The sequence below is a fragment of the Gordonia humi genome, assembly GCF_014197435.1.
GTDB classification, from domain to species: Bacteria; Actinomycetota; Actinomycetes; order Mycobacteriales; family Mycobacteriaceae; genus Gordonia; species Gordonia humi.
Map to the genome: position 1 here is coordinate 149,457 of NZ_JACIFP010000001.1, position 25,619 is coordinate 175,075.

Here is a 25,619-nt window from a genome sequence, read left to right on the forward strand (position 1 = left end):
GGTCCTCGTGCCCGCATCCCGCATCGTGTTGATCCGCGCCGTCAACGTCGGAGGCGCCAAACTCCCCATGGCCCGACTCCGAGAGATCGCCGCCGACCTCGGTGCGAGCGACGTGTCCACGTACATCGCGTCCGGCAACCTGCTCTGCACTCCGCCCGGCGACGCCGATCGCTTCGACCGATCGCTCGAACAGGCGATCGCCGACGAGTTCGGTTACATTCGGGAGGTGATCAGCAGGACGCCGGACGAGGTCGAGACCGCCGTCGCCGCGTTCCCGTTCGGGGAGTCCAGACACGGGCACGTGTACTTCCTCACCGGCACGCCCGACGCCGACGCGGCGGCCGCCTTCTGCGCCACCGACTTCGGGAACGGCGAACGTCTCGCCGTGATCGGCGACGATCTGCACATCGACTATCCCGAGGGAGCGGGCGCCAGCAAGCTCACCCCGGCCAAGATCGCACGCGGACTCGGTGTCACCGGGACCGGCCGCAACCTGCGGACCTGCCGCACCCTCGTCGAACGCGCCCGCGCATGAGCGAGCAGTCACCTCCCCCGGGCGCCGTCGACGCCCGGTTCACCCTGGCGGCCGAGCGCACCCTCCTGGCCTGGTTGCGGACCGCCCTCGGCCTGGTGGCCGCCGGCGTGGCCGTGCTGCACGTGGTCGGCGAGTTCGCCTCACCCGCGCTGCAGACCGCACTCGGAATCGTCCTGATCGTGCTCGGCATCGCATCGGCGGTGGTCGGATCGTGGCGGTGGTACCGCGTGACGCACTCCCTGGAGAACGGCGGACCCATGCCCGCCCCGATCGGGATCTGGCTCCTGATCGGCGGCCTCGTCGTCGTGTCGGTGGCATTCATCTTCGTCCGATGAGCTCCCGGTAACCTCTGAACCCATGAGTGATGCTCCCAAACCTGTCGAGATCTCCACCGACGGCGCCTGCCTCGGCAATCCCGGTCCCGGCGGATGGGGTGCGGTCCTGCGCTACGGCGACGTCGAGAAGGAGCTCTCCGGGGCCGAACCCGACACCACCAACAACCGGATGGAACTGATGGGCGCCATCCAGGCGCTGAACGCGCTGACCAGACCGTCGCACGTCATCCTGTACACGGACTCGAGCTACGTCCGCAACGGCATCACCAAGTGGGTCAACGGCTGGATCAAGAACGGGTGGAAGAACTCCAGCAAGCAGCCCGTCAAGAACATGGACCTGTGGCAGGAACTCCTCGAGGCCGAGAAGCGTCACACCGTCGACTGGCGCTGGGTCAAGGGCCATGCCGGAGACAAGTACAACGAGATCGCCGACACCCTCGCGACGACGGCGGCCCGCACGCTGAAGGGCTGAGCGCCCCGCCCCGTCACACCTCGATCGGCGGATACAGCTGGTCCATCGACATCTGTCGGTTCCGTCTGGCCGCCCACGAGCTGATCGCGACACTGACGACCAGGACTCCCGCAAGCACGATCACCGACGTCCACAATCGGTGATCGACGCCGCCCGAGATCAACTGCCGCAGGCCGGTCACCGCATAGCTCATCGGATCGTAGGGATGCACGATCTGCGCGAGCGTGGCCGTCGTCTCCACCGGGTAGATGCCGCCGGACGCGACGATCTGCACCATGAGGAACGCCAGCGACACCACTCGTCCGACCGCGACCCCGAACACCGCGTTGAACATCTGTATCAACGCCAGGAAGGCCCCGGACACGAGCAGCATGAAGCCGATCATGCCGATCGGATGCTTCGCGTCGAGCCCGACGGCGAAGTGCGCAACCAGGAACATGACCACGACCTGGGCCACCACCACGAGGATCGCGGGCAGATACGAGGCCAGCACCGTCCGGAGGCCACCGACACCGTCGAGCACCGGTCGGACCTGTAGCGGCTTGATCAGCATCCAGATGATGATGGTGCCGATGAACAGGGCCAACGGGATGAAGAACGGGGCGAAGCCCGCACCGAAGGTCGGTGCCTTATTGTGCGTCACCGAGCTCAGTTCGACGGGCTGGGACAGGTTGGCCGCGGTCTTCGTCCGCTGCTGAGCGTCGCCGAAGTCGGGAATCTGCTTCACACCGTCGGCGAGGCCGGTCGCCAGCTGGTCGGCGCCGGCCGCCAGCTTCGGGGTGCCGTCGGCGAGTTGCTGCGCGCCGTCGGCCAACTGCTCGCTGCCGTCGGTCAGCTGGATCAGTCCGGAGTGCAACTGGGTGGCGCCGGTCGAGAGCTGGTTCGCACCGTCGGCGAGCTCGGTGATCTTCCCGGTGAGCTGCCCGCTCTCGAGCATGGCGAGCATGCTGCGCAGACCCGAGTCCTTGTCGGCGAGCTGCGACGACAGCGACTTCGACTGCCGTGACAGTTCGGTGACGCGCGCGGTGGTCCCGGGGTCGACGCCCTGCGTGCGCAGAAAGTCCTGCACCGGTGCGAGCGACGATGCGAGTGCACGCGCGCTGGGATCGCCGCTGCGTCGCAGCTGGGCGACGACGCCGCTCAGCGCCTTCTCCGCCTGCGACTGCCCCTGACCGACGGCTCCGACGCCGTCGAGCACCGTCGACATGTCACGGGTCAACCGCGTCGCGTCACCGACGAACTCCGACGGCTTGAAGCCCGATTGGTCGAACTGTTTCAGAACCGCCATGAGCGGTCCCGTGGCCTGGCCGACGCCCGCCGCGAGTCGTCCGGCGCCGTCGGCGAGCTGTGCCGAGCCGTCGCGTGCGGTCACCATGTTGGTCGCGAGTTCGTCGGCTCCCGCCGACAACTGCTGGGCGCCGTCGTTCGCGGTGGTCAGACCGTCGGCGAGCTGTCCGGCACCGTCGGACGCAGTGACCAGACCGCTGCCCGCCGAGGTGAGTCCGATGAGGATCTGGTCGACGGCCTGCTGACCGATCGCGCCGTTCACGGCCTCCAGCACCTGCGCGGACGCGTTCTGCCCGATGATGCCCGCCAGATAACTGTTGGCATCGTTGTACTGGAACTCGATCGTAGCCTTGTGCGGATCGTCGGAGACCGCCGAGGCGATGGCGCTGGAGAAGTCTTTCGGGATGGTGATCGTGAAGTAGTAGCGTCCGTGCGCGAGACCGTCGGCGGCGTCGGCGGCATCGGTGGCGGTCAGATCGAGTTCTCCGGACTTGAGCAGCTGCTCCTGCACCTGGCTGCCCGCATCGAGCTTCTCACCCTGCGACATCGCACCGACGTCCTCGTTGACGACGGCCACGGAGACCTTGTTGACCTCGTCGAACGGGTTCCAGAAGACCCACAGGTACATGGCCCCGTACAGCAGCGGCATCAGAATGATGGTGACGAGCGCGATCTTGGGCATCGCGCCCTTGCCGTACCGCTTGAACTCGGTGCCGATCGAGGCTCCGGCGAGCATCAGTTGGTCCCTTCGTTGTGAATGAGATCGTTCGGAGTCAGACCGGGCGTCTCGAGTACGAGTCGTTGACCGACGTCGTCGACCGGATTGCTGGTCGCGGTGATCACCGTCTGTTCGCGGCCGAGCTCGACCAGCCGCGCGAGCGCCGTGTACTGGTCGGCGGTACTGCTCAGCTGGTCGACGGCGCCCGCCACCAGCAGCGGCGGACGTTTCGTGTTCGCCAGCGCCACGCGGAGCAGGAAGACGTCGAGCTCGCTCAGATCCTCGACGTACGCCTTCGGGTCCGGGACCGGCAGTGGTCCGAACACCGGTCGGCAGACGTCCTCGACCGACTGCGCGGACGAGACGATCAGGCGGTACCACGGGGCGTCCCAGCGACGTTTCTCGGTGACGAGTGCGCCGACAGTGACCGCGTCGTACACCGCGTCGAGGTCGTCGACGGCGCCGATCGCGGCCCGGGCGAAGATCCGCTTCGGTCTCGTCTCACCCATCACCGACAGGTCGCCGGACTTCGGCTTCATCCGCCCGGCGAGTGTGAGGAGCAGACAGGTGCGGCCCGACCCGGCCGGACCGGTGAGCACGGTGAGCCCGCCGACCGGGATGTCGAGGTCGAGCGGCCCGTACACGGACGTCTTCTCCAGACCTCGGGCGACGACGGCCCAGGTCTGCTGCGCACTGGTCATGGACTGTCACCCTAATCGGCCGAACGGACTACCACGAGTAGGCGAGCCGGTCCAGTGCCTGAACGAACGGTATCGGGAAACGAGTGGTCCGAGTCACCACTGTGAACGGCTCGGGTCCGTTGTAACGTGCGTCTCAGGGACCACGCCCATTGATTGTATATTCGGCAGTCGGAACGGATCTCACACCGAGGAGGACCATGTCACAGGTCAACGCCGACGACTTCGCCCAGATCGCGGCGGCCGTGCACGAGTTCATCCGGACTCGGGTCCTCCCGCGCGAACGGGAGATCGCCGACGGCGACGCGGTCCCCGACGACCTCGTCGCCGCGGCCAAGGAGATCGGCCTGTTCGGGTACGCGATCCCCCAGGAGTGGGGCGGCCTCGGCCTCGACCTGCAGCAGGACGTCGAACTGGCGCAGGAGTTCGGCTACACCGCACTCGCGCTGCGCTCGATGTTCGGCACCAACAACGGCATCGCCGGCCAGGTGCTGGTCAACTTCGGCACCGACGAGCAGAAGTCGACATGGCTCGAACGCATCGCCTCCGGCGACGTGGTCGCCTCGTTCGCGCTGACCGAACCGGGCGCGGGCTCCAACCCGTCGGGACTGCGCACCAAGGCCGTCGAGCAGCCGGACGGCTCGTGGATCATCGACGGCGGCAAGTGCTTCATCACCAATGCGCCCACCGCGAACCTGTTCGTGGTCTTCGCGCGCGTACGTCCCGCCGACGACGACGGCCCCGGCATCGCGGTGTTCCTCGTCCCGGCCGACGCACCGGGTGTGTCCGTCGCCGACCGCGACAAGAAGATGGGGCAGGAGGGCGCGTGGACCGCCGACGTCCACTTCGACGGCGTGCGCGTCGAGAAGTCGGCACTGGTCGGCGGCAGCGTCGACGTCGGCTACAAGGCCGCGATGGTGTCCCTGGCGCGCGGACGCGTCCACATCGCAGCGCTCGCGGTCGGATCCGCGCAGCGTGCACTCGACGAGTCGCTGCGCCACGTCGCCGTCACCACCCAGGGCGGCACTCCGATCGGCGACTTCCAGCTGGTCCAGGCACATATCGCCGATATGCAGACCGGAGTCATGGCGGGGCGGGCCCTGGTGCGCGACGCCGCCGCGAAATGGGTGTCGGAGGAGGATCGCCGCATCGCGCCGTCGGTGGCGAAACTGTTCTGCACCGAGATGGTCGGGCAGGTCGCCGACAAGGCCGTCCAGGTCCACGGCGGCTCCGGCTACATGCGCGACAGCGTCGTCGAACGCATCTACCGCGACGTCCGACTGCTGCGGCTCTACGAGGGCACCAGCGAGATCCAACGCCTGATCGTCGGCGGCGGACTCGTGCGGCAGGCCAAAAAGGAAGCGAAGGGGAAGTAAGTGCTGCTCGAAGGAAGGATCGCCGTCGTGACCGGCGCGGCGCAGGGAATCGGACTGGCGATCGCCGAGAGGTTCGTCGCCGAGGGCGCCCGTGTGCTGCTCGGCGACCTCGACGCCGACCAGGTGGCACAGTCCGCCGCATCCCTCGGCGACGATGCCCGAGGCGTCGCCTGCGATGTGACCTCGGGCGACGACGTGCAGCGCCTCGTCGACACCGCCGTCGCCGAATTCGGTGCCGTCGACGTCATGGTCAACAATGCGGGCATCACCCGCGATGCGACCATGCGGAAGATGACCGAGGACCAGTTCGACCAGGTCATCGACGTCCATCTGAAAGGCGTCTGGCACGGGACTCGCGCTGCCGCCGCACACATGCGCGAGCGCAAGACCGGCTCGATCATCAATCTGTCGTCGATCTCCGGCAAGGTGGGTCTAGCAGGCCAGACCAATTACTCCGCGGCCAAGGCCGGCATCGTCGGGCTGTCGAAAGCCGCGGCCAAAGAAGTCGCCTACCTCGGGGTACGCGTCAACTGCATCCAGCCCGGACTGATCCGCACCGCCATGACCGAGGCCATGCCCGAGCGGATCTGGGATCAGAAGATGGCCGAGATACCGATGGGCCGTGCCGGCGAGCCGAACGAGATCGCCGGTGTCGCGACGTTCCTCGCATCCGATCTGTCGTCGTACATGACCGGCACGGTGCTCGAGGTGACCGGCGGACGATACATGTGAGCCGGTCGCCGCGCACCGCCGTCACCGACGAGCCGACCGGGCCGTCGCCGGTGGCGGCGCTCGTCGCGATCTTCGACGACGGTCACCTTGGTCACACGCTGAGTCGTACGTCACCGAGCCGCGTATGATCTGTTCGCAGGATGGCATCACAGCCATGATGCGAACAGGAGATGCGGATGCTCGACACGGTCGAACTCGCCTACGACCAGCACGGCCCGACCGACCGGACGCCGATCGTCTTCCTCGGCTCGCTGGGCTCGGACCGGTCGATGTGGCGACCGCAGGTGGACGGGCTGGCCGACGAGCATCACGTCATCACCGTCGATCTACGCGGGCACGGGCAGTCGCCGGTGCCGGTCCGCACGTACACGGTGGAGGCGATCGCCGACGACGTCGCCGCACTCCTCACGCGCTTGGAGATCGCGCGGGCGCACATCGTCGGCCTGTCGCTGGGCGGCGCCACCGCCCAGCAGCTCGCCCTCACTCATCCCGATCGAGTCCGCTCGCTGACACTGCTGTGCACATCCGCTCGATTCGGCGATCCCGAGCCGTGGGTCGACCGCGCCCAGTCGGTCCGTGCGAACGGCACCGAATCCCTGGCCCAGGCAGTGGTCGGTCGATGGTTCACACCGATGTTCGCTTCACGGAACCCCGGTCTGGTCGCTCGTATGGAGGCCATGGTGTCCGCGACGTCCGACGAGGGCTATGCGGCGTCGTGCGAAGCGCTCGCGACGTTCGACTCACGTGCGGCACTGCCGAACATCGACGCACCGACGCTGGTCATCGGCGGCACCGATGATCCGGCGACGCCGCCCGCGCACCAGGAGTTCCTCGCCGATCGCATTCCGGGCGCGCACCTGAAGATCATCGACTACGCCGCACACCTCGCCTCGTACGAGCAGAGGTCCGTGGTGAACGCCGCCGTAGCCGAACACGTCGCCGGCGCCTGAGTATGGCCGAACCGTCGTCGGACTACGTCCAGTCGCTGGCCCGCGGCCTGTCGGTGATCCGCGTGTTCGGAGCCGACGCGCCGCGGCAGACCCTCACCGATGTCGCCAAGGCCACCGGACTGTCACGCGCCACCGCGCGCCGGTTCCTGTTGACGCTCGTCGAACTCGGCTACGTCGCCACCGACGGCTCGTTGTTCTGGCTCACCCCGCGCGTCCTGGAGCTCGGTTACAGCTATCTGTCGAGCCTGGATCTGTCCGAACTCGCCGGACCGCATCTGGAGACGTTGTCGGCCACCGTGCACGAGTCGAGCTCGGTGTCGATCCTCGACGGCGCCGACATCGTCTACATCGCGCGTGTGCCGGTCAGCCGGATCATGACCGTGTCGATCCGCATCGGCACCCGATTCCCGGCGCACGCGACGTCGATGGGACGGGTGCTGCTCGCCGGCCTGTCGCCCGCCGACCTCGACGCCCACCTGGTCGGCGCGTTGGAGCCGGTCACCGACCGGACCGTCGTCGACGTCGACACACTGCGCGCCCAGCTCGACGAAGTCCGCGAACAGGGATTCTGTCTGGTCGATCAGGAACTCGAGGAGGGGCTGCGCTCACTGGCCGCCCCGATCCGGAACCGGGCCGGGACCGTCGTCGCCGCGGTGAATCTGGCGACCCAGGCGAGCCGGTACACGACGTCGCAGATCCGCAAGAACCTCGTGCCGCCGCTGCTCGACGCGGCCGCCGCCATCTCCACCGACCTCACCCGAGCCGGTTGATCCGTCCCCTCTCGTCAAGGAGTCTCCTCATGCCCGAAGCCGTCATCTGCTCCCCGCTGCGCACCCCCGTCGGGCGTTTCGGCGGATCACTCGCCTCGGTCCCGGTCCAGCGACTGGCCGCGGACGTTCTACGCGCCCTGGCCGAGCGCACCGGTCTGGACACCCAGCGCATCGACGACGTGGTGTTCGGTCAGGCCTCCCCCAACGCCGAAGCACCCGCGCTGGGCCGCGTCGCCGCACTGGACGCCGGCTACGGCATCGAGGTGCCCGGCATGCAAGTGGACCGCCGCTGCGGCTCCGGCCTGCAGGCGATCGCCCTCGCCGCCATGCAGGTACAGACCGGCGTGGCCGACCTGCTGATCGCGGGCGGCGCCGAGTCGATGAGTCGGACCGAGTTCTACACGGACGCCATCCGTTTCGGCGTCAAGACGCCGTCGGTAGAACTCAACGATCGCCTCGCCCGCGGGCGCGTCACCGCGGGCGGCAAGGACTACCCGGTGCCCGGCGGCATGATCGAGACCGCCGAGAACCTGCGCGAGCAGTACTCGATCACCCGCGAGGCCCAGGACGAGATGGCCGTCGCCTCCCACCACCGCGCCGTCGCCGCGCGGGAGGCGGGCAAGTTCGCGAACGAGATCGTCCCGATCACGGTGACCGGCCGCAAGGGCGACACCGTCGTCGACATCGACGAGCATCCGCGCGCCGACACCTCCGTCGAGACCCTGTCGACGCTGCGGGCGATCCGCGCCAAGATCGATCCGGCGTCGACAGTCACCGCGGGCAACTCCAGCGGCCAGAACGACGGCGCCGCCGCCTGCATCGTCACCACTCCGGACATGGCCGAGAAGCTGGGACTGCGCCCGCTGGCCGCACTGCGCTCGTGGGCACTGGCCGGCGTCGCACCGAAGACCATGGGGATCGGCCCCGTTCCCGCGTCGGAGAAGGCGCTCGGTCGTGCCGGCCTGACCCTGGCCGACATGGGCGTCATCGAACTCAACGAGGCGTTCGCCGCACAGGCCCTCGCCGTCTTGCACGAATGGGGTCTGTCCGCCGACGACGACCGCCTCAACCCCAACGGCTCGGGAATCTCCCTCGGACACCCGGTCGGCGCCACCGGCGCGCGTATCGCCGCGACTCTGCTCAACGAGATGGACCGCCGCGAATCGCGCTACGGCCTGGAGACCATGTGCATCGGCGGCGGCCAGGGCATCGCCGCCGTGTTCGAGAGGCTGTGACGGAATCTCGCCTCTGACCTGCACGTTTTACAGGTCTTGATAACGTCGGCCGAGTCATCAAGACCTATGAAACGCCAGGTCACAACATCTCCGCTAACTAAGACTCACAACCTCTCAATCTCCAGCAACTAAGTAATTCCCTCCTCCTTATCGCGCTCGTAATGTGACTGACAACGCAGTCGCATCCGATTTGTGAAGGAGGCCGAGAGTGTTCGTCGCTCCCACCGACGTCGTCGTCGCGACCACCGTCGACGATCTCGACGCCGCCCGCCTGCAGGCGAGATCCTGGCGGTCGCCGGAGATGAGCATCGCCGATTCGGATCTGACCGACGCGGCGCTCGCGGATCTCAACAGAACCGCCGACGGCGCGGGGGCGCACTCGTTCGCACGCACCGTCGCGGCTGTTCAAGCCGCACGCAACGGCGAACAGCCGGTGATTCCGCACATCGATGCGGCGACGGAGATCTTCCGGACCTCTCTTCGCGACGATCTGATCGACGGCTGGCTGTACGTCCGCGAATCCGACGGCTATCTGCACCCGTACCTGGTCGTGTCGATCACCTTGGAGCAGGCCGACCGCACCCGCGGGGCGCGCATCAAGTTCACGATGGAGGCCGACAATCCGACGGTCAAGCGGCCCTCACGCGCGCCGCGCGTCCTCTACTTCGAGGAGACCGAGATCGCGGGTAAGACACCCACCGAGGTCCTCACCGCCGCGGGCGCTTACAAGGAGACAGCGCAGCTACGAGCCGAGTACGACGAGCGTCGAGCCGCCTTCGGCGAGATCATCGACGACGGCTTCGGCCGCCAGTACTCGTTCACCGGCCGCGCCATCCGCACCGACGACTACCGGGCGCCCAACAAGCGCGACGACCGCAAAGTGGTGCACGACGTCGCGCCGGCGGAGATCGCGGCACTGCGCGCGGTGGCTCCGTCGATCCTGCATCCCGGCGACGCCTTCGGCCCCGTCCCGGTGATCACCGCGGTCCGCGTCTTCGACCTCGGCGCGCAGGACTTCATCGACGTGAACACCGGCGACCTCACCCCGTACGCCTACGATCCTCACCTGGGCGACAAACTCGTCCTGCCCGACGACCAGCGGGAGCTTCTCGACATCCTGACCACCGACATCTCGGTGTTCACCGGCGACATCATCGACGGCAAATCCGCGGGCAATGTGGTCCTGGCCAAGGGCCGACCCGGTGTCGGGAAGACGTTGACCGCCGAGGTGTACGCCGAGGTCACCGGCCGTCCCCTGTACTCGATACACACCGGGTCGCTCGGCATCACCGCCGAACTGGTCCGCAAGAACCTCGAGGTGATCTTCGACCGCGCCAAGCGGTGGTACGCCGTCCTTCTCCTCGACGAGGCCGACGTCTTCGTCGCCGAACGCGGCTTCGACATGGAACAGAACGCGATCGTCGCCGAGTTCCTGCGCACCCTCGAATACTTCGACGGTCTGCTGTTTCTGACCACCAATCGGGTCGACGGCGTCGACGAGGCGATCCTCGCACGATGCGCTGCCGTCCTCGAGTACCGCGCACCCGGTCCCGACGACGCGCGCCGCGTGTGGCAGATCCTCGCCGAGGGAAACGACGTCGTCCTCGACGACCGCCTGCTCGACGACCTCGTCGCCGGCTATCCGGACATCACCCCGCGCGACATCAAGATGCTGCTGCGACTGGCCCTGCGCATGGCCGCGCACCGAGGGGTGCCGCTGTCCGCCGACGTCTTCGCCCGCAGCGGATCGTTCCGCGGCCTGCACTATGTGCCCGCCGACCGGCGCGCCTGAACCTCAGCCCGAACAAGCCCTCAGCCCGCATCGACAAGGAGTCATCATGACCGACACCAGTTACCAGACCGAGTCCACCGCTCGCGCAGCCGATTCCGGCGCCAACGCGTCGGCCCAGTTCCGTGAGCGCATGGCCTCCTCGGGTGGGCGGCCGGGTGTCGTCGACCACGAGCGCGTCAATCTCCTCGCGGGGAAGGCCGTCAAGGCGCTCAACGACCTCATCGTCGAGGAACAGGTGAGCTACACCGAGTACAACGCGCTCAAGGCGTGGCTGATCCGCGTCGGCGAAGACGGCGAATGGCCACTGTTCCTGGACGTCTGGCTCGAGCACTCCGTCGAAGAGGTCGCCAACGCACACCGCGAGGGCAGCAAGGGCACCATCGAGGGCCCGTACTACATCGGCGGATCGCCCGAGTTCGCGTCCGACGGAACCATTCCCATGCGCGACGGCGAGCCCGGAACCCCACTGGTCTTCGAGGGCCAGGTGCGCTCGGTCGACGGCAGCCCGCTGGCCGGCGCCAAGCTCGAACTGTGGCACGCCGACGACCTCGGCTTCTACTCGCAGTTCGCCCCCGACCTGCCCGAGTGGAACCTGCGCGGCACCTTCGTCGCCGACGACGACGGCCGCTACGCCTTCCACACCCTGCGCCCGGCCCCGTACCAGATCCCGACCGACGGCGCCTGCGGGCAGCTCATCGCCGCTGCGGGCTGGCACGCCTGGCGGCCGGCTCACCTGCACTTCAAGGTGAGCGCACCCGGCCACGAACTGATCACCACGCAGCTGTACTTCCCGGGCGATCCGCACAACGAGGACGACATCGCCTCCGCCGTCAAGCCCGAGCTGATGCTCGATCCGCGCGACAACCCGAACGCCGACGGCGAGATCGTCTCGTACGACTTCGTCATGGATCCCGAGCAGTAGCCTTCCTTCGTCTTCTCCGGCGCCGCGGTGCATCCGCCGATTCGCGGTGCCGAGAGACCCCATCTGATCTGATCGGAGACCTGTCGCCATGAGCGATCTGACGATCACCGCGGTCGAGGCGATCCCGTACCGCATCGCGTATCGCAAGCCGCTGCGCTTCGCATCCGGGGAGGTGACGCACGCCGACCACGTCCTGGTCCGCGTCCACACCGCCGACGGGCACGTCGGGACCGCCGACGCACCGCCGCGACCGTTCACCTACGGGGAGACCCAACGCGGCATGGTCGCGGTGATCGAGTCGGTGTTCGCACCGCAGCTCATCGGGCTCGACGCGTCCCGCCGCGAGGTGCTGCACCAGCGGATGCACCGCACCGTCGCGAATCCGGTGGCCAAAGCCGCGGTCGACATGGCCGTCTGGGACGTCCTCGGACAGGCGTGGAACATGCCCGTCACCCGGCTCCTCGGCGGCTACACCGACCGGATGCGGGTGAGCCACATGCTCGGCTTCGACTGTCCGGACGCGATGGTCGACGAAGCCGAGAGGATGCGCGACACGTACGGCATCACCACATTCAAGGTGAAGGTGGGCCGCCGACCGATCGACGACGACGTCGAAGTGGTCCGCGCACTGCGCACGTCGCTCGGCTCGAAAGCCGAACTGTACATCGACGGCAACCGCGGCTGGTCCGCGTCCGAGTCGGCACGCGCCCTGCGCGAACTCTCCGACGTCGGACTGACCCTCGCCGAGGAACTGTGTCCGGCCGACGACGTCCTCGGACGACGCTGGCTCGTCGCCCAGACCCCGGTACCGTTCGTCGCCGACGAGTCGGTGTCGACGCCCGCCGAGGTGACCCGCGAGATCCTCGGCGGCTCGGCGACCGCGATCTCCATCAAGACCGCCCGCACCGGATTCACCGGGTCGAACGAAGTCCTCTCTCTCGCAACGGGACTCGGTGTCGAGGTGGTGATGGGCAACCAGATCGACGGCCAGCTCGGCAGTGCCTGCACGCTGGCCTTCGGCTGCGCGAAGAAGGCCACCAGCGCCCGCGCCGGGGAGCTCTCCAACTTCCTCGACATGAGCGACGACCTGCTCACCGAACCGCTGCGGATCGTCGACGGGGAGATGCTCGCCCCGACCGACCCCGGCATCGGCGTACACGTCGACCCCGACAAACTCGCCCACTTCCGCCTCGACTGATGGGCCGCCGATCTCTGCTCCGCTCGATCAGCGGGAGGCACTCCGCTCGATCAACGGCTGACCACCACTAGAAAGGCCGACCATGTCCCTCTACGCCGTCCGTATGGACGTCGCCATTCCCGACGATCTCGACCCGCAGATCCGCGCCGAGACGATCGCCCGCGAGAAGGCCTACAGCCAGGATCTGCAGCGTTCGGGCGAGTGGGTGCACATCTGGCGGTGCGCCGGCCAGTACTCGAACATCTCGATCTTCGACGTCCCCGACAACGAACGCCTCCACGAGATCCTGTGGGGCCTGCCGCTGTTCAAATACATGACGATGGACGTGACGCCGCTGGCGACCCATCCGTCCGACATCCGGGCGTGAGCCGTTCCGAGGCACGGCACGCGCCGACGTTTGTAGGCTGAGCACGCTGCCCGTGTGTGGAGTACGGGAAGCAGAGAGGCCCCCATGGAGCTCCGCCATCTGCGGTACTACATCGCCGTCGCCGAGGAATGCCACTTCGGGCGGGCCGCAGAACGGCTGCACATCGCACAACCCCCATTGTCGCAACAGATCAAACAGCTCGAAGCAGAGCTGGGCGTCAAGCTTCTCGAGCGGTCCACTCGCAAGGTCGAACTCACCGATGCGGGCCTCGCCTACCTGCAGCGGGCTCGCGAGGTGGTGTCCGCGGTGGACGCCGCCGGCGATGAGGCCGTCCGCATCGCCGACGGCGAGGTGGGCCGTCTCGCCATCGGTTTCACCGGGTCGGCCACCTACGACCTGCTGCCGACGATGGCCCGCCGACTCCGCGCGAGCATGCCGGGCATCGAACTCGACCTTCGCGGCGAGATGCTGACGCCCGAGCAGACCACCGCTCTGCGCGAGGGCGTGATCGACCTCGGAATCCTGCGTCCACCGGTCAACGATCCGGAACTGGATCTGGAGGTGCTCCGCCACGAGGCGATGACCGCCGTCGTGCCGACCGACCATCGACTGGCGCAGCAGGACGCCGTTCACCTCTCCGATCTGGCCGACGAGCCGTTCATCTCCTACCCGTCGCACCTGCGCTCGGTCGTGATGCAGGTGGTGGTCGACTCCTGTCAGCAGGCCGGGTTCACCCCGGACATCCGCCATGAGGTCGGTGAGACGTCGACCCTGGTCTCCTTCGTCGCGGCCGAGCTCGGCGTGGCCATGGTGCCCGAGTCGGTCAAGCAGCTCCAGATCACCGGTGCCGTCTACGTCCCGATCGTCGACGCCCCGGAGGTCGCACTGGCGATCGCCACCCGCCACGGCGACGATTCGCCTCACCTGGCGCGCGTCCTACCGTTGGTCCGAGGCATCCTCACCGGCGACTGAGCCGGTACCGACCCCCGGAGAGCATCACTCGCCTCACCTCAGTCACTCTCGACATCAATAGTGATTCAACTCATATGACCTACGTCTCAATAGGCCGGAAATGAATACTTCACTCCTCCTACTGACTGCGGAAAGGTTCTCTACAGACGCAGTTACCCGACCGCGCCACCAGGAGGAGAACCACCATGACGCCGTTCATGTGGAGAGTGCAAGAGCTACTCGAAGGCGATGCCGGCCAGGCTCCCGACACCGAACCGTCCATCGAGGTCTCGGTCGCCGAGGGCACCGACACCCAGGTCATCGTCCGGTCGCTCGCCGAGCAGTTGGTCAGCGAGGCCAATGCGGTCCTCGCCTGGCACGCCGGTGAGAACCCCCGCGAAGTGACCCTCGTCGACGAGACCGGTCCGGGAACCCTCGCCTTCACTCTGGCCTGCGGCGACCGCAGCGCCCGCATCGAAACCCAGATCACGGGCCACACGGCCACCGCACAGCTGATCGACGACGACGCACCGGCCGCCGAGCCGCGCCGCCTGACCGACGAGGACCAACTCCAGTCGCTGGTCCTCGAACTCATCGCCGACTGACAACCAGCCCACACACGAGGAGGACGTCGATGCAGTACGAACTCAAATACAAGGTCATCGAGCCCAAGCGCCACACCTACCAGAACATCATCGATCGCTTCGGCGACCAGCCGGCCACCCGCTACCAGGAGGCCACGCTCGACATCGAGCCGCGGGAGAACTTCCACTACCGTCCCACCTGGGACTCCGAGCGCGAACTGTACGACGAGCGCTACTCCGCGCTGCGCCTGACCGATCCGTACACGTTCGCCGATCCGCGACAGTTCTACTACACGCCGTACGTGACCAACCGCGCCGCATTCCACGACGAGTTCGGCAAGACGGTCGCGTACTTGGAATCGCGCGATCTGCTGGCCAAGATGCCGCAGGGGTGGCAGACCGTGCTCGGCACCGTCGTCCTGCCGCTGCGTCATTACGAGTCGGGCGCGCAGTTGGTGAGCGTCGCCGGTGCACGATTCGCATACGGATCGTCGCTGTCACAGTGCGCGAGCTTCGCTGCGTTCGACCGGATCGGCAACGCGCAGATCCTCTCCCGCGTCGGGATCGCGCTCGGCAGCGGCACCGCCGACCGTCTGGGTCTGGCCAAGACCGAATGGCTCGAGGGCGCGCATCTGCAGCCACTGCGCAAGCTGATCGAGGAGATCATGGTCACGGACGACTGGGCCGAGGGACTCCTCGCCGTCGACGAGATCGACAAGCGCATCTACCCAGCCTTCTACTCCGGACTCGACGAGGCCGCTCTCCTCGGCGGTGCGGGCGCGTACAGCCTGTTCGCCCAGCACATGACCACGTGGTTCAAAGATCAGCGCAAGTGGCTCGACGCGCTGATCAAGACCTGGCGTGAGGACGCCACGCACGGCGAGGCCAACGCCGCCGTCCTCGACCGCGTCGAACGCGAATGGGGCGCCCGTGCGCAGGAGGCGGTCGATGCACTGCTCGCCGTCGCCGCGGACCACATCGATCTCGACTCGCTGGAGGAAGCATGACCAACACCCGCCCCGTCGGCATCGACATCCAGGAATCCGACGACAACCGGATGCTGGTGCACGCCATCGCCTCCGACAACCCGGACATGACCGTCCAGCAGCTCCCCGGCCTGATGAAGCTGTCCGCGCCGGGCCGCATCGAGATCAACCGCGAGACCATCGAAGACCGACTCGGGCGCGAATGGGAGACGGGCGAGTTCCAGCTCGCCATCGTCACCTACACCGGGAACTTCGCCGAATGGGACGACGACCAGATCATCGTCGCCTGGGACCACTGAGGAGCATCGTATGACCACCGCCAAGACCCCTCGCCGCGCCAAGAAGCTCCCCATGAAGCAGCGGTACTCGCTGCTCACCCGTGACCTCGACTGGGAACCGTCCTATGTCGAGCGCGAGGAGCTCTACCCGTACACCTCGTACGAGGGCATCAAGATCCACGACTGGGACGGCTGGGAGGACCCGTTCCGGCTGACCGTCGACGCCTATTTCAAGTACCAGGCCGAGAAGGACAAGCGTCTCTACGCCGTACTCGACTCGTTCGCGCAGAGCCAGGGGCACCTGAGTCTGTCGGACGCGTCGTATCTGAACGCGATCAAGCTGTTCATTCAGGGCGTCACCCCGCTCGAATACCAGGCACACCGCCACTTCGCGTACCTCGCGCGGTACCTCGAGGGTCCGGCGCCCCGGTTCGCCGCACTGTGTCAGAGCGTCGACGAGTTGCGTCACTGCCAGACACAGATCCACACCATCAGCAACTACAACAAGTATTACGACTGGTTCCACTCGTTCTCGCAGATGCACGACCGCGTCTGGTATCTGTCGGTGCCCAAGTCGTTGTTCGACGACGCCATGACCGCGGGTCCGTTCGAGTTCCTGATCTCGATCTCGTTCAGCTTCGAGTACCTGCTGACCAACCTGTTGTTCGTGCCGTTCATGTCGGGCGCCAGCTTCAACGGCGACATGCCGACGATGAGCTTCGGGTTCTCGGCGCAGTCGGACGAGAGCAGGCACATGACACTCGGCCTGGAGGCCATCAAGTTCCTGCTCGAGCAGGACGAGGACAACGTGCCGATCATCCAGGAGTGGGTCGACAAGTGGTTCTGGCGCGCGTACCGCATGTCGGCGCTGGTCGCCGGAATGATGGACTACATGCTTCCCAAGCCGGTGATGAGTTGGAAGGAGGCGTTCGAACTGTACTTCGAGCAGCAGATGCTCGGCGGTCTGTTCCCGGACCTGGAGTTCTACGGCATCAAGCCGCCGCGCCACGTCGCCGACGCCGTCGCCGAGAAGGACAAGCTCTCGCACGAAGTCTACAAGATCCTGCACAACTTCTCGTTCGCCGCATCGTTCACCACGCAGACCCCGACGCCGGAGAAGATGGCGTGGCTGTCCGAACAGTACGGCGAGGCGTTCGACGAGTTCTATGCGCCGACATGGGAGAAGCACCGTCGCATCGAGGACGAGGGCGGCCGCGTCTTCTTCCAGGGGTTGCCGCAGCTGTGCCAGGTGTGCCAGGTGTGCCAGGTGCCGATGGCGTTCACCGAATCCGACGATCCGACCAAGATCTCTTTCCGCACAAGCGAATTCAAGGAAGAGACCTACCACACCTGCAGCGACGGCTGCCAGTGGATCTTCGAGCGTGAGCCCGAGAAGTACATCCAGGCGTGGTTGCCCGTGCACCAGATCCTGCAGGGCAACTGCGGTGGCCCGACGGTGCCCGAGGTCCTCGACTGGTACGGCGTCCAGGAGGGCGACAACGGTGAGTACAAGGGCTCCCGCGATCACCAGTCGTGGTTGGAATGGCACGGCGAGACTACTGAGAAGGAGGCCTGAGCCATGGCTGTGAAGGCACTGTACGAGTACGACTACCCGGCCGCCGACCGCGCGGAGGTGTTCGGCGACGACCAGCTGGTCTACGTCCACTGGATCGGCAACCCGCTGTTCTGCTCGGCCGCCGCGGTCCGCGTCCCGAAGGACATGACGTGGTCGGCGTTCGTCGCCGACGTCGTCACGCCGTGGGCGCAGACCGACCCCGACTTCGACCCGTCGTCGATCACCGGTTGGAAGCTGTTCGACGACGACTTCGCCCCGGCCGACGACGCGTCGCTGACCGCCGCGGGAGTCGGGCACAAGTCGCTGGTCAAGTTCACGGTGTCGAACTGACATCAGGGTCGAACTGAGCGGAAGGAGCCAGATGATGACCGAGACGTTCACCGTGACGGTGGAGCCGTTGGGCACCGAGTTGACCTGTCGCGCAGACCAGTCCGTGCTCGACGCCTGTCTACGGAACGGGGTGTGGCTGCCGCACGCCTGCACGCACGGCACGTGTGGAACCTGCAAGGCGGAGGTCCTCGACGGTGAGGTCGACTTCGGCGACGCGTCGCCGTACGCGTTGGTCGACAGCGACCGCGACGACGGCTACGCGCTGATGTGCGTCGCGACGCCGAAAGAGGACATCGTCATCGAGGGCGACGTCGAACTGGAGGAGGGCATCGAGATCTATCCGGTGCGCGACTTCACCGGCACGATCGCGATCCTCGACGAGGCCGCGCCGAACGTCAAGCGGATGGTCATCGATCTCGACGAGCCGATGGACTTCAATCCGGGCCAGTACGTGCAGTTGAACATGCCCGACGGTGACGATCGACCGTACTCGATCGCGAGCAGCCCGAGCGAGCCGTCGCGCATCGAGCTGCACATCAAACGATCCGAGGGCGGTGCGGCCACCGACGGGTGGATCTTCAAGGATCTGAACGCGGGCGATCCGATCAGCCTGTCGGGACCGTACGGCCAGTTCTTCTTCCACCCGGCGAAGGACAAGCCGCTGATCCTGTTGGGGAGCGGCACCGGTTTGGCACCGCTCAAGTCGATCCTGCGGCATGTCGCCGAACTCGACGACGAGGGCGAGTGGGAGCACGAGGTGGTCTTGTTCCACGGCGTCGCCACGGGCGACGACCTGTACGAACACGAGTGGCTCAGTGAGTTCGCGGACGACCGCGAGTGGTTCACGTACCAGCCGGCGGTGTCGCGGGAGGAGTTCGACGGCAGACAGGGCCGCGTGCCCGTCCTGCTGACCGAGGACTTCCCGCGCGCCGGCGGCAACTCCGCGTACATCTGCGGCAACCCCGCCATGGTCGAGGACACGATGAAGGCGCTGATGCAGGCGCGCCTGTTCCCCCGCGACATCTACCGCGAGGACTTCTTCGACTCCGCCGATCGAGCCGCAGGCGGTCACGTGGTGAGGAGCCCGCTGATCAAGCGGTAGGCGCCGCTTGCGGGCGAGCATCGACGCTGCGGGGCGTGCGCGCACCATGACGCGTCCAGACCAGCGGGGTCGGCTCGTCCCCTAGACCACCGGGACCGGCGTCCCCTGGAACGCCAACAGCAGCCACTCCCCGTCCACCTGTTTCCACACCGCCAGGCTCGCGTTCCGCATCGATTTGTCGACGCCGTTCGCGGTGATGTCGGCGTTCATCTCGCCGATCACCAGGGCGACGTCGTCGACGATGCGGATATCGTGGATCGGGTGGTCGACGCGGTGGTACACGTAGAAGCCCTCGCGCACTTTGGCGAGGTACTCGTCGAGCGTGTCGGTGACACCGGAGGAGTGCGTGTACACCAGGTCCGGATGGCAGAGTCGCGCGAAGGCGTCGACGTCGCCGTCGATCATCGCCTGGAAGCGAGCGTCTTCACCGGTTGCGACGATCCTCGCCGCATCGTTCATCGGATCGGGTTCTTGTACCGGTCGAGGTAGGTGATCTCCTCGACGGGCGGACGCTGTGCCGATCGGAACGAGGTGCCGGTCGTGTAGGCGACGGGGATGAGTCCGGCCTGTGTCATATGCGGCGGGATGCCGAGGACGTCGGCGGCCGCGGCCTCCTCGTTGAGGTGCAGCGTCGTGTAACAGCTGCCGAGTCCACGGCTGCGCAGCGCGAGCTGGAAGGTCCATGTCGCGGGGAGGATCGACCCCATCAGACCGGCCGCGGCCGCCGTGTTCGGCGAGTCGCTGACCTGATCGAGACGTCCGATGATCAGTGGAATCACCAGTACCGGGACCTCACCGAGATGTTCGGCGAGGTAGTTGGCGCTGGTCGCGACGCGGCCGGACTGGGTGCCCTCCTCAGCGTTGGCGGCTCCATTGGCGAGGTACTCGCCGCCGCCGCGCCGGTAGATCTCTGCGAGCTTCTCCTTGGTGTCGGCATCACGGACCACCAGCCACCGCCAGCCCTGGTTGTTGGAGCCGGTCGGCGACTGCACCGCGAGCCGCAGGCACTCGAGGACGACGTCGTCGGGGACCTCGCGGGTCAGATCGAGTCGCTTTCGGACCGACCGCGTCGTCGACAGGAGGGCGTCGGTCTGGGTCAGGTCGAAGTCGTCGGAATCGAAGCGCTCTACGAGGGTCATACTCCGATCGTAACGACCATCGCGCACCACAGAGACGTCGTCGGATCAGTGTTCGGGGTGAACACCGATCCAACGACGTCTCATGCGAGCGGCCGAATGCGATCTATGCGGCCTTCGATTCCGTCTGTGCTTGTTCCAGCGCCTGCGCGACGATCTCGGCGACGTCGACCATCGGCTTCACCTCGAGTGCGTCGAGGACCTCCGCCGGGACGTCGTCGAGATCGGGCTCGTTGCGCTGCGGGATGAAGACGGTCTTCAGCCCGTTGCGTTGCGCGGCGAGCAGCTTCTGTTTGACGCCGCCGATCGGGAGGACACGCCCGTTGAGCGTCACCTCGCCGGTCATGCCGACGTCGCTGCGAACTCGTCGCCCGGTGAGCATCGACACCAGCGCGGTGACCATCGTGACACCCGCCGACGGTCCATCCTTGGGAACGGCGCCCGCCGGGAAGTGGATGTGCACCGTGCCGTCGAGTGCGGCCGGGTCGATCCCGAAGTCGGCCGCGTGCGCCTGCACGTAGCTCAGCGCGATCTGCGCCGACTCCTTCATCACGTCGCCGAGCTGCCCGGTCAGCTTGAGCTGCGGGCCGCGCCCGTCTGCTGATCGAGCGCCGCCTTCTGCTGATCGAGCGGAGTCGATGCCCCCGGCCGACAACGCTTCGATGAACAGCACATCGCCACCCATTCCGGTCACGGCCAGTCCGGTCGCGACACCGGGGACTTCGGTCCGCTCGGCCGTCTCCGGCGTGAAGCGGGGCCGCCCCAGGTAGTCGACGAGATCGTCGACGTCGACGGTGATCGCACCCGGCTCGGTCGACTCCTTGACCGCCACCTTGCGCAGTGCCTTGGCGAGGAGTCGCTCGAACTGCCGCACTCCCGGTTCTCGGGTGTAGTTCGCGGCGACCTCGCGCAGCGCGTCGTCGGTGATCGTCACTTCGTCGGCGGTGAGCGCGGCGCGTTCCATCTGGCGCGGGACCAGGTAGTCCCGGGCGATGGCGACCTTGTCGTCCTCGGTGTAACCGTCGATGGTGACGAGCTCCATGCGGTCGAGCAGAGCCGACGGGATGTTCTCGACGACGTTGGCGGTCGCGAGGAACACGACGTCGCTCAGATCCAGGTCGAGGTCCAGGTAGTGGTCGCGGAACGTGTGGTTCTGCGCCGGGTCCAAGACTTCGAGCAGGGCGGCCGCCGGGTCGCCCCGGTAGTCCGAACCGACCTTGTCGATCTCGTCGAGCAGGACGACGGGATTCATCGATCCCGCCTCGCCGATCGCGCGGACGATGCGTCCGGGCAGCGCGCCGACATACGTGCGGCGGTGTCCGCGGATCTCCGCCTCGTCGCGCACGCCGCCGAGGGCCACGCGCACGAACTTGCGCCCGAGCGCCCGGGCGACCGATTCGCCGAGCGAGGTCTTGCCGACTCCGGGAGGACCGGCGAGCACCATCACGGCGCCCGACCCGCGTCCGCCGACGACGGACATGCCGCGCTGCGCGCGACGGCTCCGAACCGCCAGGTATTCCACGATCCGATCCTTGACGTCGTCGAGCCCGTGGTGGTCGGCGTCGAGGATCTCCCGTGCGCCCGCCAGGTCGACGGAGTCGTCGGTGGTGACGTTCCACGGCAGGTCGAGGACGGTGTCGAGCCAGGTACGGATCCAGCCCGCTTCCGGGCTCTGGTCGGTCGACCGTTCGAGCTTGCCGACTTCCCGCAGCGCCGCCTCGCGGACCTTGTCGGGGAGATCCGCGGCCTCGACGCGACCACGGTAGTCGTCGGCGCCGTCGGGCTCGTCCTCGCCGAGCTCCTTGCGAATCGCGTTGAGCTGTTGGCGCAGGAGGAACTCCTTCTGCGTCTTCTCCATGCCGTCCCGGACGTCGGATGCGATCTTGTCGCTGACCTCGGTTTCGGCGAGATGCTCGCCCGTCCACTCGATGAGCAGCCGCAACCGCGCGTCGATGTCGCCGGTCTCGAGGAGTTCCCTCTTCTGCTCGTTCGTGAGCCACGACGAGTACCCGGACGTGTCGGCCAGCGCCGACGGGTCGGTGAGCTTGTTGACCGCGTCGATGACCTGCCACGCCTCACGACGTTGCAGCATCGCCAGAACCACCTTGCGGTATTCGGCCGCGAGCTCCTTGGTCTGCTCGGTGACGGGCGTCTCGTCGACGAGGTCGACCTGCACCCACAGTGCCGCGCCCGGACCGGTGGTTCCGGTTCCGATGTGAGCGCGTTGTTCGCCGCGGACCACCGCGACGTGCTGTTCCTGTCCCGGGACGCGGCCGACCTGCACGATCGACGCGATCACGCCGTGCGTCGGGTAGCGATCGTCCAGTCGCGGTGCGATCAGGATCTTGTTCTCGTCTCCCGAGCGCGCCGCGTCGACCGCGGCCTGCGCCGTCTCGTCCAGCGGCACCGGGACCACCATCCCGGGGAGCACCACCAGATCGGGAACGAACAGCACGGGAACGGAAATGTTGTCAGACATGGACACCTCCAAAGTTCAGTCTGATCGACTCAACATTGGTCGCGACCGCTTTGTTCCCGACGGTATGCCCGGCCGACTCCCGAGCCCCGGCACAGTCGGGCTCATGCGACGTTCTCGGTGTGATGCCGCACTGAGGTCCGGGCGGTTCGGGCGGAACCCGCCCCGGACGAGCACGGGTTGTCGCCGGAGGGCGCCCCCTCGGCGCGACCGTCGTCCACACCGCTTGACTATTAGTAACCATTAGGTTACCAATATTCTATGGACGCGTTCGATGCACTCGCCGACCCGGTGCGACGGCAACTGCTGCAGCGACTCGCTGCCGGGTCGGCGCGGGTCGTCGATCTCGCCGCCGAGTATCCGATCAGCCGTCCGGCCGTCAGCAGACATCTGCGCATATTGTCCGAAGCATCGCTCGTCACCGTGACGCCCCAGGGCCGTGAACGGCACTACGCGATCGCCTATGACGGCCTCGAATCGGTGCGCGACTACCTCGCCACACTTCGCGGCAGGCCACCCGTTCCCGAACGGGCACTCGACGCCCTTGAACTCGAGGTACGTCGAACCACTCGTGAGCGTGATTCCAGTTCGGGACGAGCAGAGAACCACGACGACGACCACAGCAAGGAGCACAGCGCATGAACGCTCCGACCCCGACCGGTCGCCGCCGCGATCACGGCGGCGAAACCTACTGCGAGTGGCAACGCACCTTCCACGCACCGATAGACGACGTCTGGGCCGCCGTCACCGAACCCGAACGGCTCGCCCGCTGGATCGGCACGTGGACCGGAGATCCCGCCGACGACCACGTGAAGTTTCAGATGCTTTTCGAGGGCGACGACATGCCTTCGGAGCGCTTCCGCATCGACGAGTGCGATCGCCCTCGACGACTTCGGATCACCACGTCGATGCCCTACGACGGCGACGATCCCGAACACTGGCTACTGCGACTCGACCTCGAAGAGTCCGACGGCATCACAACTCTGACGTTCGCGCAGAACGTCCCGGATCCGAAGATGGCCGAGGGCGTCGGACCTGGCTGGGACTACTACCTCGACCGAATGGCGGCCGCCGAGACCGGTGCCGACGTCACCGCGGTCGACTTCGCCCGCTACTCACCCGAGATGTCGGGATACTACGTGGCGGAATTCGGCGACTGACCATAGTTCGGTGAGTAGCGGAGCGATCAGCGCTTCCGTTTCCGCGGCTGCCACACGACCAACGCATTGGTGTGCGGCACCGGAACGAGTTCGGCCCCCGGCCGTCCCGTCCGACGCACCGTGTCGAGCTCGTCCTGCAGCTCGACGACGTGGGCCCGCAGGGCGTCGACCTGGTCGGTCAACTCGATGATGCGTTTCACGCCCGCGAGGTTGACGCCCTCGTCCTGCGAGAGACGCTGCACTTCGCGGAGCAGTTCCACGTCACGCGAGGAGTAGCGTCGCCCGCCGCCGCTGGTGCGCTGCGGCGTGACGATGCCGAGTCGGTCGTACGTGCGCAGAGTCTGCGCATGCATGCCCGCCAACTCGGCGGCCACCGAGATCAGATAGGTCGCGGCCGCCTCCGCCGGGTTACCGCCGGGCTTCTCCGTAGCCATCGTGCATCACCGCGCCCATCCGTCTCGTGGGTCGAACCCGCTGGCCTTCTCTGCTTCGGCGTACGCCTTCAACGCGTCGGTGGCGGCGTCGTCGAGCTTGCCCGGCACCGACACCTTCACGGTGACCAGGAGGTCACCCGCGCCACCCGAGCGCTTCGGGACGCCGCGGCCCTTCAGCCGCAGGGTACGCCCGTCCGACGTACCCGCGGGGATCTTCACGCCGACACTGTTGTCCAAAGTGGGCACCGACACCGTCGCACCGAGCACCAGCTCGGAGAACGACACCGGGAGTTCCACCTTCAGGTCGTTGCCGCTGCGTGTGAAGACCTTGTCGGCCATCACGTGAACGGTCACGTACAGGTCGCCCGACGGGGCGCCACGTCGCCCGGCCTCGCCTTGACCGGCGAGTCGGATGCGCTGCCCGTCCTCGACGCCCTGCGGGACGCGGACGTTGATCGTGCGCGGTCGGACCTGCACACCCGAGCCGGAGCAGTCCGGGCACGGATCGTCGATCTTGGAACCGGTTCCCTGGCAGTCCGAGCACGGCTCGGAGAACCCGAAGTGGCCCTGGTTCCGACTGACGAATCCGGAGCCCGAGCAGGTCGGGCAGGTCCGCGGGCTGGTGCCCGCCTTGGCTCCGGAGCCGTGGCAGCTGGTGCACGGCGACGGGCTCGTGACCCGCAACTGCACGGTCGTGCCCTGCACGGCGTCACGGAATGCGAGCGTCGTCTCGGTCTCGAGATCGTTGCCACGGCGTTGGCGGGGGCTCGTCGACGCTCCGCGGCCGCGGCCGCCGCCTCCGAAGAGGCCGCCGAACATGTCGCCGAGGTCGGCGCCGCCTCCGCCACCGCCGAACAGGTCACCGATGTCGAAGCCACCGGCTCCGCCACCGCCGCTGAAACCGCCGGGGAATCCCCCGCCGCCTGCGCCGTCCGCACGGAATCGGCCGCTGGCCATGAGATTCCGCATCTCGTCGTACTCTTTGCGCTTCTCGTCGTCGGCGAGCACGCTGTGGGCTTCCGACACTCGTTTGAAGCGCTCCTCGGCGGCAGTGTCTCCGGGGTTCGCGTCGGGGTGCAGTTCGCGGGCCAGCTTCCGATAGGCCTTCTTGATCTGCTCCGCCGTGGCGTCGGAAGAAACGCCGAGGTCTGCGTAGAAATCGCGTTCCAGCCATTCACGCTGTGGTGCCATCAGACGTCACCTCCTGAATAAAAGTCTG

At 67.1% G+C, this 25,619-nt stretch carries 28 protein-coding genes; 21 read left to right on the top strand and 7 right to left on the bottom strand.

What is annotated here, in order from left to right; all coding sequences use genetic code 11:
* Window positions 1–7: 7 nt before the first annotated feature.
* From BKA16_RS00650 to rnhA, 3 genes are read left to right on the top strand one after another with little or no spacing between them, the layout of a single operon-like run.
* Window positions 8–535 (top strand): DUF1697 domain-containing protein, encoded by a 528-nt coding sequence (locus tag BKA16_RS00650; protein ID WP_183368755.1) that lies wholly within the window; start codon window positions 8–10, stop codon window positions 533–535.
* Window positions 532–870, top strand: coding sequence for a YidH family protein (locus BKA16_RS00655; protein ID WP_183368756.1), 339 nt, complete (start codon window positions 532–534; stop codon window positions 868–870). Before BKA16_RS00650 ends, BKA16_RS00655 begins: the two co-directional genes overlap by 4 nt.
* Before the next feature lie 22 nt (window positions 871–892).
* On the top strand, window positions 893–1,342 hold the full coding sequence (gene rnhA / locus BKA16_RS00660) for a ribonuclease HI (protein WP_183368757.1): 450 nt from the start codon (window positions 893–895) through the stop codon (window positions 1,340–1,342).
* Window positions 1,343–1,355: 13 nt separating this feature from the next.
* Here the strand turns inward: rnhA and BKA16_RS00665 are convergent, their stop codons facing one another.
* Together BKA16_RS00665 and BKA16_RS00670 are read right to left on the bottom strand one after the other, a co-directional pair.
* Window positions 1,356–3,365 carry a YhgE/Pip domain-containing protein gene (locus BKA16_RS00665; RefSeq protein ID WP_183368758.1) on the bottom strand — a complete coding sequence of 670 codons (2,010 nt, stop codon included), beginning with the start codon at window positions 3,363–3,365 and terminating at the stop codon, window positions 1,356–1,358.
* On the bottom strand, window positions 3,365–4,048 hold the full coding sequence (locus BKA16_RS00670; RefSeq protein WP_183368759.1) for an ATP-binding cassette domain-containing protein: 684 nt from the start codon (window positions 4,046–4,048) through the stop codon (window positions 3,365–3,367). Before BKA16_RS00670 ends, BKA16_RS00665 begins: the two co-directional genes overlap by 1 nt.
* 197 nt (window positions 4,049–4,245) lie before the next feature.
* On the opposite strand from BKA16_RS00670, the gene BKA16_RS00675 reads away from it, so the two are divergent.
* The 16 genes from BKA16_RS00675 to BKA16_RS00750 all read left to right on the top strand — a co-directional run bounded on the left by BKA16_RS00675 (window position 4,246) and on the right by BKA16_RS00750 (window position 19,194).
* A complete protein-coding gene (locus BKA16_RS00675; RefSeq protein ID WP_183368760.1) occupies window positions 4,246–5,421 on the top strand; it encodes an acyl-CoA dehydrogenase family protein in 1,176 nt (391 codons plus the stop codon).
* A 3-nt stretch (window positions 5,422–5,424) separates the two neighbouring features.
* Window positions 5,425–6,153 carry a 3-oxoacyl-ACP reductase FabG gene (fabG, locus tag BKA16_RS00680; protein WP_183372807.1) on the top strand — a complete coding sequence of 243 codons (729 nt, stop codon included), beginning with the start codon at window positions 5,425–5,427 and terminating at the stop codon, window positions 6,151–6,153.
* Between the two features lie 176 nt (window positions 6,154–6,329).
* Entirely contained in the window at window positions 6,330–7,103 is a 774-nt protein-coding gene (gene pcaD, locus BKA16_RS00685; RefSeq protein ID WP_183368761.1) for a 3-oxoadipate enol-lactonase, read from the top strand.
* 2 nt (window positions 7,104–7,105) lie between these two features.
* Entirely contained in the window at window positions 7,106–7,873 is a 768-nt protein-coding gene (locus tag BKA16_RS00690) for an IclR family transcriptional regulator domain-containing protein (RefSeq protein ID WP_183368762.1), read from the top strand.
* 29 nt (window positions 7,874–7,902) lie between these two features.
* Window positions 7,903–9,108 carry an acetyl-CoA C-acetyltransferase gene (locus BKA16_RS00695; protein WP_183368763.1) on the top strand — a complete coding sequence of 402 codons (1,206 nt, stop codon included), beginning with the start codon at window positions 7,903–7,905 and terminating at the stop codon, window positions 9,106–9,108.
* A 208-nt stretch (window positions 9,109–9,316) separates the two neighbouring features.
* Window positions 9,317–10,900, top strand: a complete 1,584-nt coding sequence (locus BKA16_RS00700) for an AAA family ATPase (protein WP_183368764.1) — start codon at window positions 9,317–9,319, stop codon at window positions 10,898–10,900.
* Between the two features lie 46 nt (window positions 10,901–10,946).
* Complete coding sequence (gene catA / locus BKA16_RS00705; protein WP_183368765.1) at window positions 10,947–11,822, top strand: catechol 1,2-dioxygenase; 876 nt, start codon at window positions 10,947–10,949, stop codon at window positions 11,820–11,822.
* Between the two features lie 97 nt (window positions 11,823–11,919).
* The gene (locus BKA16_RS00710; RefSeq protein WP_183372808.1) at window positions 11,920–13,020 is read left to right on the top strand and encodes a mandelate racemase/muconate lactonizing enzyme family protein; all 1,101 of its coding nucleotides are present in this window, start codon (window positions 11,920–11,922) and stop codon (window positions 13,018–13,020) included.
* 82 nt (window positions 13,021–13,102) lie between these two features.
* On the top strand, window positions 13,103–13,387 hold the full coding sequence (gene catC / locus BKA16_RS00715) for a muconolactone Delta-isomerase (protein ID WP_221246711.1): 285 nt from the start codon (window positions 13,103–13,105) through the stop codon (window positions 13,385–13,387).
* 84 nt (window positions 13,388–13,471) lie between these two features.
* Entirely contained in the window at window positions 13,472–14,359 is an 888-nt protein-coding gene (locus tag BKA16_RS00720) for a LysR family transcriptional regulator (protein WP_183368766.1), read from the top strand.
* A 185-nt stretch (window positions 14,360–14,544) separates the two neighbouring features.
* Window positions 14,545–14,943, top strand: coding sequence for a hypothetical protein (locus BKA16_RS00725; protein WP_183368767.1), 399 nt, complete (start codon window positions 14,545–14,547; stop codon window positions 14,941–14,943).
* A gap of 29 nt (window positions 14,944–14,972) precedes the next feature.
* Window positions 14,973–15,929 carry a ferritin family protein gene (locus BKA16_RS00730; RefSeq protein WP_183368768.1) on the top strand — a complete coding sequence of 319 codons (957 nt, stop codon included), beginning with the start codon at window positions 14,973–14,975 and terminating at the stop codon, window positions 15,927–15,929.
* On the top strand, window positions 15,926–16,207 hold the full coding sequence (locus BKA16_RS00735) for an MmoB/DmpM family protein (RefSeq protein ID WP_183368769.1): 282 nt from the start codon (window positions 15,926–15,928) through the stop codon (window positions 16,205–16,207). Before BKA16_RS00730 ends, BKA16_RS00735 begins: the two co-directional genes overlap by 4 nt.
* A 10-nt stretch (window positions 16,208–16,217) precedes the next feature.
* Window positions 16,218–17,762: a ferritin family protein gene (locus BKA16_RS00740; protein ID WP_183368770.1), complete on the top strand. Its 1,545-nt coding sequence runs from the start codon at window positions 16,218–16,220 to the stop codon at window positions 17,760–17,762.
* A gap of 3 nt (window positions 17,763–17,765) precedes the next feature.
* Window positions 17,766–18,092: a phenol hydroxylase subunit P4 gene (locus BKA16_RS00745; RefSeq protein ID WP_183368771.1), complete on the top strand. Its 327-nt coding sequence runs from the start codon at window positions 17,766–17,768 to the stop codon at window positions 18,090–18,092.
* A 34-nt stretch (window positions 18,093–18,126) separates the two neighbouring features.
* A complete protein-coding gene (locus BKA16_RS00750; RefSeq protein WP_183368772.1) occupies window positions 18,127–19,194 on the top strand; it encodes a 2Fe-2S iron-sulfur cluster-binding protein in 1,068 nt (355 codons plus the stop codon).
* An 81-nt stretch (window positions 19,195–19,275) separates the two neighbouring features.
* Here BKA16_RS00750 and BKA16_RS00755 read toward each other — a convergent pair whose 3' ends face one another.
* The 3 genes from BKA16_RS00755 to lon all read right to left on the bottom strand — a co-directional run bounded on the left by BKA16_RS00755 (window position 19,276) and on the right by lon (window position 22,809).
* Complete coding sequence (locus BKA16_RS00755; RefSeq protein ID WP_183368773.1) at window positions 19,276–19,653, bottom strand: nuclear transport factor 2 family protein; 378 nt, start codon at window positions 19,651–19,653, stop codon at window positions 19,276–19,278.
* On the bottom strand, window positions 19,650–20,333 hold the full coding sequence (locus BKA16_RS00760) for a nitroreductase family protein (RefSeq protein ID WP_183368774.1): 684 nt from the start codon (window positions 20,331–20,333) through the stop codon (window positions 19,650–19,652). The genes BKA16_RS00755 and BKA16_RS00760 overlap by 4 nt, the downstream gene beginning before the upstream one ends.
* Window positions 20,334–20,436: 103 nt before the next feature.
* The gene (gene lon, locus BKA16_RS00765; RefSeq protein ID WP_183368775.1) at window positions 20,437–22,809 is read right to left on the bottom strand and encodes an endopeptidase La; all 2,373 of its coding nucleotides are present in this window, start codon (window positions 22,807–22,809) and stop codon (window positions 20,437–20,439) included.
* Window positions 22,810–23,067: 258 nt separating this feature from the next.
* On the opposite strand from lon, the gene BKA16_RS00770 reads away from it, so the two are divergent.
* Both BKA16_RS00770 and BKA16_RS00775 read left to right on the top strand, forming a co-directional pair.
* On the top strand, window positions 23,068–23,448 hold the full coding sequence (locus BKA16_RS00770) for an ArsR/SmtB family transcription factor (RefSeq protein WP_183368776.1): 381 nt from the start codon (window positions 23,068–23,070) through the stop codon (window positions 23,446–23,448).
* Window positions 23,445–23,966, top strand: a complete 522-nt coding sequence (locus BKA16_RS00775; protein WP_183368777.1) for an SRPBCC family protein — start codon at window positions 23,445–23,447, stop codon at window positions 23,964–23,966. The genes BKA16_RS00770 and BKA16_RS00775 overlap by 4 nt, the downstream gene beginning before the upstream one ends.
* 26 nt (window positions 23,967–23,992) lie before the next feature.
* Here BKA16_RS00775 and BKA16_RS00780 read toward each other — a convergent pair whose 3' ends face one another.
* Together BKA16_RS00780 and dnaJ are read right to left on the bottom strand one after the other, a co-directional pair.
* Window positions 23,993–24,400, bottom strand: a complete 408-nt coding sequence (locus BKA16_RS00780; protein ID WP_183368778.1) for a heat shock protein transcriptional repressor HspR — start codon at window positions 24,398–24,400, stop codon at window positions 23,993–23,995.
* A gap of 6 nt (window positions 24,401–24,406) precedes the next feature.
* Window positions 24,407–25,591 carry a molecular chaperone DnaJ gene (gene dnaJ, locus BKA16_RS00785; RefSeq protein ID WP_183368779.1) on the bottom strand — a complete coding sequence of 395 codons (1,185 nt, stop codon included), beginning with the start codon at window positions 25,589–25,591 and terminating at the stop codon, window positions 24,407–24,409.
* Window positions 25,592–25,619: the final 28 nt, after the last annotated feature.

Excerpts from the sequence above, each read along its gene's own strand:
- BKA16_RS00655 (WP_183368756.1), top strand. The coding sequence starts at position 532 with ATGAGCGAGCAGTCACCTCCCCCGGGCGCCGTCGACGCCCGGTTCACC.
- rnhA (WP_183368757.1), top strand. The coding sequence starts at position 893 with ATGAGTGATGCTCCCAAACCTGTCGAGATCTCCACCGACGGCGCCTGC.
- BKA16_RS00665 (WP_183368758.1), bottom strand. The coding sequence starts at position 3,365 with ATGCTCGCCGGAGCCTCGATCGGCACCGAGTTCAAGCGGTACGGCAAG.
- BKA16_RS00670 (WP_183368759.1), bottom strand. The coding sequence starts at position 4,048 with ATGACCAGTGCGCAGCAGACCTGGGCCGTCGTCGCCCGAGGTCTGGAG.
- BKA16_RS00675 (WP_183368760.1), top strand. The coding sequence starts at position 4,246 with ATGTCACAGGTCAACGCCGACGACTTCGCCCAGATCGCGGCGGCCGTG.
- pcaD (WP_183368761.1), top strand. The coding sequence starts at position 6,330 with ATGCTCGACACGGTCGAACTCGCCTACGACCAGCACGGCCCGACCGAC.
- BKA16_RS00690 (WP_183368762.1), top strand. The coding sequence starts at position 7,106 with ATGGCCGAACCGTCGTCGGACTACGTCCAGTCGCTGGCCCGCGGCCTG.
- BKA16_RS00695 (WP_183368763.1), top strand. The coding sequence starts at position 7,903 with ATGCCCGAAGCCGTCATCTGCTCCCCGCTGCGCACCCCCGTCGGGCGT.
- catA (WP_183368765.1), top strand. The coding sequence starts at position 10,947 with ATGACCGACACCAGTTACCAGACCGAGTCCACCGCTCGCGCAGCCGAT.
- catC (WP_221246711.1), top strand. The coding sequence starts at position 13,103 with ATGTCCCTCTACGCCGTCCGTATGGACGTCGCCATTCCCGACGATCTC.
- BKA16_RS00720 (WP_183368766.1), top strand. The coding sequence starts at position 13,472 with ATGGAGCTCCGCCATCTGCGGTACTACATCGCCGTCGCCGAGGAATGC.
- BKA16_RS00725 (WP_183368767.1), top strand. The coding sequence starts at position 14,545 with ATGACGCCGTTCATGTGGAGAGTGCAAGAGCTACTCGAAGGCGATGCC.
- BKA16_RS00730 (WP_183368768.1), top strand. The coding sequence starts at position 14,973 with ATGCAGTACGAACTCAAATACAAGGTCATCGAGCCCAAGCGCCACACC.
- BKA16_RS00735 (WP_183368769.1), top strand. The coding sequence starts at position 15,926 with ATGACCAACACCCGCCCCGTCGGCATCGACATCCAGGAATCCGACGAC.
- BKA16_RS00740 (WP_183368770.1), top strand. The coding sequence starts at position 16,218 with ATGACCACCGCCAAGACCCCTCGCCGCGCCAAGAAGCTCCCCATGAAG.
- BKA16_RS00745 (WP_183368771.1), top strand. The coding sequence starts at position 17,766 with ATGGCTGTGAAGGCACTGTACGAGTACGACTACCCGGCCGCCGACCGC.
- BKA16_RS00750 (WP_183368772.1), top strand. The coding sequence starts at position 18,127 with ATGACCGAGACGTTCACCGTGACGGTGGAGCCGTTGGGCACCGAGTTG.
- BKA16_RS00755 (WP_183368773.1), bottom strand. The coding sequence starts at position 19,653 with ATGAACGATGCGGCGAGGATCGTCGCAACCGGTGAAGACGCTCGCTTC.
- BKA16_RS00760 (WP_183368774.1), bottom strand. The coding sequence starts at position 20,333 with ATGACCCTCGTAGAGCGCTTCGATTCCGACGACTTCGACCTGACCCAG.
- lon (WP_183368775.1), bottom strand. The coding sequence starts at position 22,809 with ATGTCTGACAACATTTCCGTTCCCGTGCTGTTCGTTCCCGATCTGGTG.
- BKA16_RS00770 (WP_183368776.1), top strand. The coding sequence starts at position 23,068 with ATGGACGCGTTCGATGCACTCGCCGACCCGGTGCGACGGCAACTGCTG.
- BKA16_RS00775 (WP_183368777.1), top strand. The coding sequence starts at position 23,445 with ATGAACGCTCCGACCCCGACCGGTCGCCGCCGCGATCACGGCGGCGAA.
- BKA16_RS00780 (WP_183368778.1), bottom strand. The coding sequence starts at position 24,400 with ATGGCTACGGAGAAGCCCGGCGGTAACCCGGCGGAGGCGGCCGCGACC.
- dnaJ (WP_183368779.1), bottom strand. The coding sequence starts at position 25,591 with ATGGCACCACAGCGTGAATGGCTGGAACGCGATTTCTACGCAGACCTC.